This window comes from Burkholderia arboris (genome assembly GCF_902499125.1).
GTDB lineage: Bacteria > Pseudomonadota > Gammaproteobacteria > Burkholderiales > Burkholderiaceae > Burkholderia > Burkholderia arboris.
On sequence record NZ_CABVPX010000039.1, the window covers coordinates 33,743 to 44,972 of the forward strand.

General features: G+C 68.2%; 9 protein-coding genes. 2 read left to right on the forward strand and 7 right to left on the reverse strand.

Translation table 11 applies throughout. The features are described 5' to 3' along the window. Positions 1-62: 62 nt before the first annotated feature. From BLA15945_RS32820 to BLA15945_RS32835, 4 genes are all read right to left on the reverse strand, one after another. Positions 63-692, reverse strand: coding sequence for a riboflavin synthase (locus tag BLA15945_RS32820; protein WP_059235644.1), 630 nt, complete (start codon positions 690-692; stop codon positions 63-65). Between the two features lie 14 nt (positions 693-706). After that, positions 707-1,828, reverse strand: coding sequence for a bifunctional diaminohydroxyphosphoribosylaminopyrimidine deaminase/5-amino-6-(5-phosphoribosylamino)uracil reductase RibD (gene ribD / locus BLA15945_RS32825; protein ID WP_174994315.1), 1,122 nt, complete (start codon positions 1,826-1,828; stop codon positions 707-709). A 15-nt stretch (positions 1,829-1,843) separates the two neighbouring features. After that, a complete protein-coding gene (hemL, locus tag BLA15945_RS32830) occupies positions 1,844-3,127 on the reverse strand; it encodes a glutamate-1-semialdehyde 2,1-aminomutase (RefSeq protein WP_014897811.1) in 1,284 nt (427 codons plus the stop codon). 185 nt (positions 3,128-3,312) lie between these two features. After that, positions 3,313-3,765 carry a hypothetical protein gene (locus BLA15945_RS32835; protein ID WP_059235639.1) on the reverse strand — a complete coding sequence of 151 codons (453 nt, stop codon included), beginning with the start codon at positions 3,763-3,765 and terminating at the stop codon, positions 3,313-3,315. A gap of 248 nt (positions 3,766-4,013) precedes the next feature. Here BLA15945_RS32835 and BLA15945_RS32840 point away from each other — a divergent pair, with 248 nt between their 5' ends. Next, positions 4,014-5,231 (forward strand): Bcr/CflA family multidrug efflux MFS transporter, encoded by a 1,218-nt coding sequence (locus BLA15945_RS32840; protein ID WP_059235637.1) that lies wholly within the window; start codon positions 4,014-4,016, stop codon positions 5,229-5,231. A gap of 99 nt (positions 5,232-5,330) precedes the next feature. On the opposite strand, the gene BLA15945_RS32845 is transcribed toward BLA15945_RS32840, so the two are convergent. The 3 genes from BLA15945_RS32845 to zwf form a co-directional block, all read right to left on the reverse strand. Beyond that, entirely contained in the window at positions 5,331-7,259 is a 1,929-nt protein-coding gene (locus BLA15945_RS32845; RefSeq protein ID WP_059235635.1) for a bifunctional transcriptional regulator/glucokinase, read from the reverse strand. Continuing rightward, the gene (gene pgl, locus BLA15945_RS32850) at positions 7,237-7,917 is read right to left on the reverse strand and encodes a 6-phosphogluconolactonase (RefSeq protein ID WP_059235633.1); all 681 of its coding nucleotides are present in this window, start codon (positions 7,915-7,917) and stop codon (positions 7,237-7,239) included. Before pgl ends, BLA15945_RS32845 begins: the two co-directional genes overlap by 23 nt. A gap of 90 nt (positions 7,918-8,007) precedes the next feature. Beyond that, positions 8,008-9,477 carry a glucose-6-phosphate dehydrogenase gene (gene zwf / locus BLA15945_RS32855; RefSeq protein WP_059235631.1) on the reverse strand — a complete coding sequence of 490 codons (1,470 nt, stop codon included), beginning with the start codon at positions 9,475-9,477 and terminating at the stop codon, positions 8,008-8,010. Between the two features lie 430 nt (positions 9,478-9,907). Here zwf and BLA15945_RS32860 point away from each other — a divergent pair, with 430 nt between their 5' ends. Beyond that, entirely contained in the window at positions 9,908-11,155 is a 1,248-nt protein-coding gene (locus tag BLA15945_RS32860; protein WP_059235629.1) for an ABC transporter substrate-binding protein, read from the forward strand. The last annotated feature ends 75 nt before the right edge of the window (positions 11,156-11,230 follow it).

Genomic DNA, 11,230 nt, shown 5'->3' on the forward strand with positions numbered 1-11,230 from the left:
CAGGATGAAGAAAAGCGGCGACTGCCGATACCCGGATATCGAGCCGTCAGCCGTCGCTGCGATCAGTCCTGATGCGCGCCCTGCGACGACGACAGCATCCGTTCGACATAGCGCGCGATCATGTCGACTTCGAGATTCACCTTGTCGCCGGCCTTCACGTGGCGCAGCGTCGTGACCTCGACCGTATGCGGAATCAGGTTGATCGAGAATTCGCAGCCGTCCGCGCGATCGTCGATCGTGTTGACGGTCAGGCTCACGCCGTTGACCGTGATCGACCCCTTGTACGCGAGATAGCGGCCAAGCTCGCGCGGCGCGACGATGCGCAGTTCGTGCGATTCGCCGACCGGCGCGAAGCGCGACACGGTGCCGAGGCCGTCGACGTGGCCCGACACGATGTGCCCGCCAAGACGGTCGTGCGCGCGCAGCGCCTTCTCGAGGTTCACTTCGCCGGGCTGCGCGAGGCCGACCGTGCGGTTCAGGCTTTCGCGCGACACGTCGACGTCGAACGCGGTGTCGCGCTTCTCGATCACCGTCATGCACGCGCCCTGGATCGCGATGCTGTCGCCGAGCGCGACATCGGCGAGATCGAGCCCGCCCGCCTGCACGGTCAGGCGCACGCCTGCATCGGCCGACGTGCCGAGCGGCTCGATCGATTCGATGCGGCCGACGGCCGCGACGATTCCGGTGAACATCGTGACGATTCCGTTCAGTGTGGGGTGTCGGGCGGCGTGAACCGCGCGAGGATCCGCAGGTCGTCGCCGATCCGCTCGAACCCGTGGAACGACAGTCGCGTGCGGGCATCGAGATTCGCCGGCGCGGCGAGGTCGAACATGCCGGCCGCATCGGCGCCCAGCAGGCTCGGTGCGAGGTAGACCAGCAATTCGTCGACGCACCGTTCGCGCAGCAGCGAGCCGTTCAGCTTGTGGCCGGCCTCGACGTGCAGCTCGTTGACGCCGCGCGCGCCGAGTGCCGCCAGCATCGCGGGCAGGTCGACCTTGCCGTGCGCATTCGCGAGCGGCACGATTTCCGCGCCGCGCGACTTCAGCACGTTCGCACGCATTTCACCGCCGGCGTCGAGCCGTCCGCAGAAGATCAGCAGCGGGGCACCTTCGAGCAGCCGCGCGTCAAGCGGCAGGTCGAGGCGGCTGTCCACCAGGATGCGTTGCGGCTGGCGCGGCGTGTCGATGCCGCGCACCGTCAGCAACGGATTGTCCTCGCGCACGGTGCCGATGCCGGTGAGGATCGCGCACGCGCGGGCGCGCCACGCATGCCCGTCGAGGCGCGCGGCCTCGCCGGTGATCCACTGGCTTTCGCCGGACGGCAGCGCGGTGCGGCCGTCGAGCGATGCGGCCGTCTTCATCCGCACCCACGGGCGGCCGCGCGTCATCCGCGACACGAAACCGATGTTCAGCTCGCCGGCTTCATGCGCGAGCAGCCCGCAGCGCACGTCGATGCCCGCGTCGCGCAGCATCCCGAGGCCGCGCCCCGACACCTGCGGGTTCGGGTCTTCCATCGCGGCGACGACCTTCGCGACGCGCGCTTCGATCAGCGCGTTCGCGCACGGCGGCGTGCGGCCGAAATGGCTGCACGGCTCGAGCGTCACGTAGACGGTCGAACCCGCGACGTCGTAGCCGCGCGAGCGTGCATCCTTCAGCGCCTGCACTTCCGCGTGATCCTGGCCGGCCGGCTGCGTGAAGCCTTCGCCGATCACGTCGCCGTCCTTGACGATCACGCAGCCGACGCGCGGATTCGGCGCCGTCGTGTACATGCCGCGCGCCGCGAGCGCAAGCGCGCGCTCCATGTGGGCGAAATCGATATCCGAGAACATGCGCGCGGCCCCGGATCAGGCGGCGAGTGCCGCGAACGCGCGGCGCGCGGCCGCGAGCGTCGCGTCGATCACCGCGTCGTCGTGCGTGCTCGACACGAAACCGGCCTCGTAGGCCGACGGTGCGAAGTACACGCCCTCGTCGAGCATCAGGTGGAAGAAGCGGTTGAAGCGCTCGGTGTCGCTCTTCGTGACTTCGGCGAAGCTGGTCGGCACGCGCTCGGCGAAGTAGAGGCCGAACATCGCGCCGATCGAGTCGGCCGCGAACGGCACGCCGGCCGCGCGCGCTTCCGCCGCGAGGCCGTCGGCGAGCCGCTTCGTCTGCGCGGTGAGCGCGTCGTAGAAGCCCGGCGCCTGGATCAGCTGCAGCGTCTTCAGGCCCGCGGCGACCGCGATCGGGTTGCCCGACAGCGTGCCGGCCTGATACACGCCGCCGAGCGGCGCGAGGTGGGCCATGATGTCGCGGCGGCCGCCGAATGCAGCGGCCGGCATCCCGCCGCCGATCACCTTGCCGAGGCAGGTGAGGTCGGCCGTGATCCCGTAGTACGCCTGCGCGCCGCCGAGCGCGACGCGGAAACCGCACATCACTTCGTCGAAGATCAGCACGGCGCCGTGCTTCGTGCACAGCGCGCGCAGCGCGTTCAGGAATTCGGGCGTGCCGCGCACGAGGTTCATGTTGCCCGCGACGGGCTCGACGATCACCGCGGCAATCTCGTCGCCGAACGCGCCGAAGGCTTCCTCGAGCGCGGCGACGTTGTTGTACTCGAGGACGGTCGTGTGTTTCGCGATGTCGGCGGGCACGCCGGCCGACGTCGGGTTGCCGAACGTCAGCAGGCCCGAGCCGGCCTTGACCAGCAGGCTGTCCGCGTGGCCGTGGTAGCAGCCCTCGAACTTGACGATGCGGCTGCGGCCCGTGAAGCCGCGCGCGAGACGCAGCGCGCTCATCGTGGCCTCGGTGCCGCTCGACACCATCCGCACCTGCTCGATCGACGGCACGAGCTTGCAGATTTCCTCGGCGATCTCGATCTCGGCTTCGGTCGGCGCGCCGAACGAGAAGCCGTCGGCGAGCACGTTCTGCACGGCCGACAGCACTTCCGGATGGACGTGGCCGACGATCATCGGGCCCCACGAGCCGATGTAGTCGATGTACTGCTTGCCGTCGGCATCCCAGAAATACGGGCCTTGCGCGCGTGCGACGAAGCGCGGCGTGCCGCCGACCGAACGGAATGCGCGCACCGGCGAGTTGACGCCGCCGGGAATGGTCTTCTGGGCGCGTTCGAAGAGGATCTGATTGTTGGACATGAGCGAAACCTGCGAGAGAAGGGCGCGGGGGCCTGTGCACGGGCCGCGGCGCCTGGGCGGAACGATCGTCTGATTGTACCGGAGACGCGCGCGGCGGGCCCGTCAGCGCTTGTGCGGCCTTTCGGCGCGTGGGGAGCGGCATCGACCGGAAACGAGGGCCGGATTCGGTCCGGCACCCGGCCCGGCTAGCGCGGCGGCTTGCGCTTGCCGGTCAGCTCGGCCCAGCGTTTCTCGAGCGGACCTTCGACCATCGGCTTGATCGACGTGCCGGACGTCTGCGCATCCCAGGTCTGTACCGAATACGGGTGGACGCGCAGCGCGTCGCGCGCGATCACGACCTCCTGGTGCGCGTCGACCAGCCAGTCGTAGACGAAGTCGATGCACAGCCGGTAGCCGCGCTTCGTCGACGGATCGGGCACCTCGTACGGCGCGCGCGTCACGTAGCCGGAGCCGAACACGCCCTTGGGCTCCTTCGCGACGCGGTGCAGGAACACGCGGTCGCCCGGCAGGATGCTGCGCGCGAAGCCGCAGCCCCACACGTCATGCACGGCCTCGCCCGCCTTCACGCGCGCGGCGACGTCGGGCAGCTCGGGCCACGGCCATTTCTTGGGGCTCCAGATCAGCAGGAAGGCGGTCATCGGTTCGGTCGTACGTCGAATTGATCAGACGAGAAGGGCGGGAAGCCGCAAGCTTAATCGAATCCGCCCGCAATCCCGCGCGGCACATGCGTTGCGCCGGAGTTTCGCGGCGTGCCGCCGCACGCGGCCCAAGGCGCGCAAACAAGTTGCGCGTACAATCATGGGCCTGAACGCACCGCTTGCGGCGCGGCCTCCCGTCTTCACCGCCACGCGCGCCCCGATGCGCGCGGGCTCCATTCCGGATACCCATGTCTCACGTCGTCCGGCGCCGGCCCGATGCCCGGCTGATCCTGTTGCTCGGCGCGCTCGCGGCCTGCGGGCCGATCGCCACCGACATGTACCTGCCGAGCCTGCCGTCGATCGCCGACGGTTTTTCCGTCAGCCCCGGCGCCGCGCAGCGCACGCTGACGAGCTTCATGGCCGGCTTCTCGGTCGGCATGCTGCTGTACGGCCCGCTGTCCGATACGTGGGGCCGCCGCCCCGTGCTGCTCGGCGGCATCGCGCTGTTCACGCTCGCGAGCATCGGCTGCTTCGTGTCGGGCTCGATCGACATGCTGATCGTCGTGCGTTTCCTGCAGGCGCTCGGCGCCGGCGCCGCGTCGGTGCTCGCGCGCGCGATCGCACGCGACGCGCATGAGCCGAGCGACGCGGCGAAGGTGCTGTCGATGGTCGCGATCGTCACCGCGGTCGGGCCGCTGCTCGCGCCGCTGATCGGCGGCCAGATCCTGCGCTTTTCGGGCTGGCGCGGCGTGTTCGTCGTGCTGGCCGTGTTCGGCGCGATCTGCGCGGCGACTGCCTACCTGCGCGTGCCCGAAACCTGGCCGAAGGAGCGGCGCAAGAGCACGGCCGTGCTCGCGTCGTTCGCGTCGTACGGGCGCATCCTGTCGGACCCCGTCGCGTGGGGGCACATGCTGTGCGGCGGGATGGCGTTCGCGGCCATGTTCTCGTACATCACGGCGACGCCGTTCGTGTACATCGAGTATTTCCACGTATCGCCGCAGCACTACGGGCTGCTGTTCGGCCTGAACGTCGTCGGGATCATGATCGGCAACTTCGCGAACACGCGCCTCGTCGGCCGCATCGGCTCGCTGCGCATCATCGCGGCCGCATCGCTCGTGAGCGCCATCGCGTCGCTCGCGGTGGCGTTCGTCGCGCTGACCGGGTGGGGCGGGCTGTGGTCGATCGTCGTGTGCCTGTTCTTCGTCGTCGGCGTGGTTGGGATCCTGTCCGCGAACTGCACGACCGACCTCATGCACCGCTATCCGCACAACGCGGGCGCGTCGGCCGCCGTGTTCGGCGCGATGCAGCTCGCGCTCGGCGCGCTCGCGAGCGTCGCGATCGGCGCACTCGCGGACGGCACGCCGTTCGCGATGGGCGTGACGATCGGCGTGTCGGGCGTGCTGTGTTTCGGTGGCCGCTACCTCGTGCTGCGCTGGCACGGCCGGCCGGTGAAAGCGGGGGCTTGAAACGCCAGCCTCGCCACTCAAAGAAAAACGCCACCGGCGCATCGCGCGCGGTGGCGTTTTTCTTTGAGGCGCAGGAAGCGGCTGACGCCGCACCGCGCCTCAGTCCCGCGCGACGTCCTTCGCCGCCGGCGAGGCGCCGTGGCTCAGCCAGTCGAGCACGTCGGCCGTTTCGTCGTCGCTTGCGCGCGCCTTCGCTTGCGCAACCGCCTCGGGCACCTCGCCGTTCGTCGATGCGCGACGGATCGCGACGCCAACCGCGAGGATGTCGATCATCAGCAGATGCAGGATCCGCGAGATCATCGACAGTTGCGACTCGCGCATCTCGATGTGGTCGGTTTCGAGCGCGACGGTTGCGCGCTTCGCGAGCGGCGTGTTGCTCGACGTGATCGCGATCACCTTCGCGCCGGCCTGCATCGCGACGTCGAGCACGCGCAGCAGCTCGGGCGCGCGCCCCGACTTCGACACCGCGACGATCACGTCACCCTTGCCGAGCAGCGCGGCCGATGCGGCCTGCATGTACAGGTCGCCGTACGCGATCGTCGGGATGCCGAAGCGGAAGAACTTGTAGTGCGCGTCCTGCGCGACAATGTTCGAGTTGCCGAGACCGTAAAACTCGATGCGCCGCGCGCCGTTCAGGATCTCGATCGCGTTCTCGACGTGCTCGAAATTCAGGTGCTCGCGCAACTGCAGGATCGCGGACACCGTGTTGTCGAGCACCTTTGCGCCGAAGTCGGTGGCCGTGTCGCCGAGATGCACCTGGCTGTGGCTCATCGGGATCGTGCCGGTCAGGCCGGTGGCGAGCTTCAGCTTGAAGTCCGACAGCCCCTGGCAGCCGAGCGAACGGCAGAAGCGGATCACGGTCGGCTGGCTCACGTCGGCCTTGCGCGCGATATCGACGATCGGGTCGTTGATGATCGAGCGCGGATGGTTCAGCGCGAGATCGGCCACGCGGCGCTCGGCCGGCGTCAGCGCGTCGCGCATCTGGCGGATCCGTTCGAACACGGCCGACGACGCCCCGCCCGAGCGGTTCGACAACTGCTCGGCGAGAATCGCCGACACGCCGAGGAACGCCGGGTATTCGGCGGTGATCAGGTAGGTCGGGATGTTCTCGAGGTAGTGCGTGAAGCGGCCCTTCGCCTCGAAGCGCGCGCGGAACGACGAGCGCGTGAACAGTTCGCCGAGCTTCAGCGCGACGCCGCCGCCGATGTACACGCCGCCGAGCGAGCCGAGCGTCAGCGCGACGCTGCCCGCGAACGCGCCGAGAATCCCGCAGAAGCATTCGACCGTCTCGAGCGCGAGGGCGTCGCCCGCATGCGCGCGCTCGACGATCTCGACCGTGTCGACGGTCGCGGCGACACGCTTCTTGTCGCGCGCGGCGAGCGCACGATAGATGATCTCCATGCCGGGGCCCGCGCACACGCGTTCGAACGACACGTGCGGAAACTTCTTGCGCGCGTACTGCAGCACCAGGTCCTCGCGCTCGTCCTGCGGCGCGAACGACGCGTGGCCGCCTTCGCTGCCGAGCGCGATCCAGCGGTCGTCGGCCGGAATCAGCCCCGATACGCCGAGGCCGGTGCCGGGCCCGAGCAGCCCGATCACGCTGTTCTGGCGGCGCGTGCCGCCGCCGACCTGCACGCGCTGTGCGTCGGTCAGGCCCGGCAGCGCCATCGCGAGCGCGGTGAAATCGTTGACGACGAGCAGCGTGTCGAAGCCGAGCGCACGGCGCGTCGCCTCGATCGAAAAGCTCCAGTCGTGGTTGGTCATCGTGACCTGGTCGCCGTCGACCGGATTGGCGATTGCGATCGCCGCGTGGTTCACGCGGCTGATCTTCACGTCCTTCAGGTACTTGCGGATCGCGTCGGTGAGCGTCGGATAGTCGGCGCCGGGATACACGCGAATCTGCGTGATTTCGCCCGGGCCGGTTTCCAGCGCGAAGCGCGCGTTGGTGCCGCCGACGTCCGCGAGCAGGCGCGGACCGTCGGCATGCTGACCCGCGACGACCGCCTTACTTTGCGCACCAGTAGACATCGAGCTGGGTCCCCTTGTCGTTGGCCAGTTGGGAAATCGCGTTCTTCTGCAGCGACGCGGCCGCGGCGTCGAGCACCTCGCGCTTGCGAGCGCCCGCGATCAGCAGGAACAACCGGTCGACGCGCTTCAGCGCATCGAGCGAATAGCTCACGCGCGCATGCGGCGCGGCGCCCGGATGGACGGCGACGAAACGTGCTTGTGTCGCGATCGCGTGGTCCCATTCGGGCGCGTCGGCGAAGATCGACGCGGTGTGGCCGTCTTCGCCCATGCCGAGCACGGCGATGGTCGGCACGCGGTAGTCGGCGTTCGCGTTCAGCGCGGCGACATGCGCGTCGAGCGTGCTGCGCGTGTCGACGAGCGGCAGGAAGCGGGCAGGGGCCGCCGCGTGTTGCAGCAGCGTGTCGCGCACGAGCTGCGCGTTGCTGGCCGCGTCGTCCTCCGGCACCCAGCGGTCGTCGACCAGCGTGACGTCGACGCCGGCCCAGTCGAGCGCCGCGTGCGACAGCGTGTGCAGGAACGGGCGCGGGCTCGTGCCGCCGGACACCGCGAGCGTCGGGCGCGCGGGGCCGGCGAGCGCGGCGCGCAGCGCCTCGCCGACGGCGCGCGCGAGCGCTTCGCTTTGCGCTTCCTGGGTGTCGAAAGCGTGAATCTCGATCACATCTCCTCCGGACTGCTTTGTCTGTTCAAATCGTACGAATCGTGGGGCACGTTGCCGCGGACGGTGGCGCGCGCGGCAACGGTTTTTGCATCAGTTTTCTTCTTCGAGCCAGCAGGTGTCGTGCTGCGCGAGCATCGCGCTCGCCGCGGCCGGCCCCCAGGTGCCCGCCGCGTACGGCTTCGGCGGCTTCAGCGTGCGCGCCCATTCGTTCAGGATAGGCTCGACCCAGCGCCATGCGGCTTCCTGTTCGTCGCGTCGCACGAAGAGGGCGAGCCGGCCGTTGATCACGTCGAGCAGCAGGCGCTGGTACGCCTCCATCTGCCCTTCCTTGAAGAACTGGTCGAACGCGAGGTCGAGGTGCACGCTCGCGAGGTTCATCCCTTCGCCGGGCTGCTTCGCGAGGCAGTACAGGCGGATCGTCTCGTTCGGCTGCAGCCGGATCACGAGGCGGTTCGAGCCGGGGCGCAGCGCAGTGGGGCCCAGCGCCGAGTGCGGCACCGGGCGGAAATTGACGACGATCTCCGCGACGCGGTCGGCGAGACGCTTGCCGGTGCGCAGGAAGAACGGCACGCCGGCCCAGCGCCAGTTCTCGATCTCGACCTTCAGTGCGACGAAGGTTTCGGTCTGGCTGTCGGGCTTCACGCCCGGCTCGGTCGCGTAGGCCGGCACCTGCGCGCCCTTGATCACGCCCGCATGATACTGGCCGCGCACGGCCACCTTGCCGATATCGCGCGGATCGACGGGTTTCAGCGCGCGCAGCACGCGCAGCTTCTCGTCGCGCACCGAGTCGGAATCCATCGAATGCGGCGGCTCCATCGCGACGATCGACAGCAGTTGCAACAGGTGGTTCTGCACCATGTCGCGCAGCGCGCCGGTATTGTCGTAGAAATCGCCGCGCGCCTCGACGCCGAGCTCCTCGGCAATCGTGATCTGGATGCTCTCGACCCATTCGCGGCGCCACAGCGGCTCGAACAGCGCGTTGCCGAAGCGCAGCGCGAGCAGGTTCTGCACCGGCTCCTTGCCGAGGTAGTGGTCGATCCGGTAGATCTGGCCTTCCGCGAAGATCTCGCCCACCGCATCGTTGATCGCGTTCGACGATTTCAGGTCATAGCCGAGCGGCTTCTCGAGCACGATGCGCGCGCCTTCGTTCAGGCCGACCGACGCGAGTGCCTTGCAGATCGGCACGAACAGCGACGGGCCCGTCGCCAGATAGAACACGCGGATGCCGGGCAGCGCCGCGATCGCGTCGCGCAGCACGACGTAGTCTTCCGCGCGGCCGAGGTCGAGCTTCACGTATTCGATGCGATCGAGGAAGGACTTCCACGCGGCGTCGTCGAACGCCTTACCGGAGGCCTTCGCCGCATGCGGCTTCACGTGCGTATCGACCCATTCGAGATAGGCCGCCCGATCCGATTCGTGCCGCGCCACGGCCACGATCCGGCCGCTCGACGCGAGCATGTTCGCGCGGTGCGCTTCGAATAGCGCGGGCAGGATCTTGCGCATCGACAGATCGCCGGTGCCGCCGAAAAGTACGAAGGTAAAGCTGGAATCGGTATGCATGTGTCTCCGCCGTGTTGGGGGTGCTGGGAAGCGATCCGTAGTGCGATAAAAATATTTTTGACACTGAATTGTAGTTTAACTACAATCCGCCGCAAGGGGTAGCACCTGGGCGAAGAAAAAAAGATGTGCGGCCGATGAGCTGCGCGAGCTTCGCCTTCGGGAGCGCCTTGTGCCGAATGTTATCGGACATTGGCGGCGCGCATCGTCAGCGCGCCGTCGGCCCCGGGCTCGCGTCGCAGCATCGCGGCGGGCCAGAAACACAAAGAGGAGACACGCCGTTGAATCTCGATTCACGCTTTCTGTAAGAGCCCGGCCGGTCATCGGCCCGTACGCTGCATGCGTCCCGCGGCTCGATTTCCCCGTCGTTATCAAGAAGCCGGTTCCCGGTCAGGGAACCTCACGAGTTGATTCAGTCTGGAGGAGATAAGTAATGAAAGTTCGCTCGATCATGGGTGCGCTCTGCGCCGCGGGTCTGATGGCTGGCGCCGTGGCGGCGCAGGCAGCCGAGAATGTAACCGTGCTGCACTGGTGGACCTCGGGTGGCGAGTCGAAGGCCGTCGGCGTGCTGAAGGACGACGTGCAGAAGCAGGGCTACGTGTGGAAGGATTTCGCGGTCGCGGGCGGCGCCGGCGCCGCGGCGATGACGGCACTGAAGACCAAGGTGATCAGCGGCGACGCACCGTCGGCCGCGCAGATCAAGGGCCCGCTGATCCAGGACTGGGCCGACCAGGGCGTGCTCGTCAACATCGATTCCGCCGCCGGCGACTGGAAGCAGAACCTGCCGCCGGAAATCGACAAGATCATCAAGTACAAGGGCCATACCGTCGCCGCACCGTTCTCGGTGCACCGCGTGAACTGGCTGTACATCAACAAGGCCGCGCTCGACAAGGTCGGCGCGAAGGTGCCGACCACCTGGCCCGAATTCTTCGCGGTGGCCGACAAGCTGAAGGCCGCGGGCATCCAGCCGGTCGCGATGGGCGGCCAGCCGTGGCAGGACCTGACGCTGTGGGAAGACGTCGTGCTGTCGCAGGGCCCGGCGTTCTACAAGAAGGCGCTGGTCGACCTCGACCAGGCGACGCTGACGTCGCCGCAGATGCTGTCGGTGTTCGACACGGTGCGCAAGATCCAGGGCTACTTCGACACGGGCCGTAACGGCCGCGACTGGAACCTCGCGACCGCGATGGTCATCAACGGCAAGGCCGGCATGCAGTTCATGGGCGACTGGGCGAAGGGCGAGTTCGAGAACGCCGGCAAGAAGTCGGGCAAGGACTACATCTGCGCACCGGTGCCGGGCACGGCGAATGCGTACACGTTCAACGTCGATTCGTTCGTGTTCTTCCAGCAGAAGGGCGAGAAGGCGGCGACGCCGGGCCAGCTCGCGCTCGCGAAGACGATCATGACGCCGGACTTCCAGGAGCAGTTCAGCCTGCTGAAGGGTTCGGTGCCGGTGCGTCTCGGCGTGAAGATGGACAAGTTCGACGACTGCGCGAAGAAGTCGTATGCCGACGAGCAGACCGCGATCAAGTCGGGCGGCTTCGTCCCGTCGCTCGCGCACGGGATGGCGCAAAGCGACGCGACCGCCGGCGCGATCACGGACGTCGTGACGAAGTTCATGAACTCGCAGCAGGATTCGAAGAGCGCGGTCGCCGCGCTCGCGAAGGCCGCGAAGGTCAAGTAACGCGCGACAGGCGCCCGGCCGGAAGCGCTTCATCGGCCGGGCGTTTTTGCATGTGCAGCAAACGGGCTCGCCCGC

Bases quoted from the DNA above. Each gene is read 5' to 3' on its own strand.
- BLA15945_RS32820 (WP_059235644.1), bottom strand. From the start codon at position 692: ATGTTCACCGGAATCGTCGCGGCCGTCGGCCGCATCGAATCGATCGAG.
- ribD (WP_174994315.1), bottom strand. From the start codon at position 1,828: ATGTTCTCGGATATCGATTTCGCCCACATGGAGCGCGCGCTTGCGCTC.
- hemL (WP_014897811.1), bottom strand. From the start codon at position 3,127: ATGTCCAACAATCAGATCCTCTTCGAACGCGCCCAGAAGACCATTCCC.
- BLA15945_RS32835 (WP_059235639.1), bottom strand. From the start codon at position 3,765: ATGACCGCCTTCCTGCTGATCTGGAGCCCCAAGAAATGGCCGTGGCCC.
- BLA15945_RS32840 (WP_059235637.1), top strand. From the start codon at position 4,014: ATGTCTCACGTCGTCCGGCGCCGGCCCGATGCCCGGCTGATCCTGTTG.
- BLA15945_RS32845 (WP_059235635.1), bottom strand. From the start codon at position 7,259: ATGTCTACTGGTGCGCAAAGTAAGGCGGTCGTCGCGGGTCAGCATGCC.
- zwf (WP_059235631.1), bottom strand. From the start codon at position 9,477: ATGCATACCGATTCCAGCTTTACCTTCGTACTTTTCGGCGGCACCGGC.
- BLA15945_RS32860 (WP_059235629.1), top strand. From the start codon at position 9,908: ATGAAAGTTCGCTCGATCATGGGTGCGCTCTGCGCCGCGGGTCTGATG.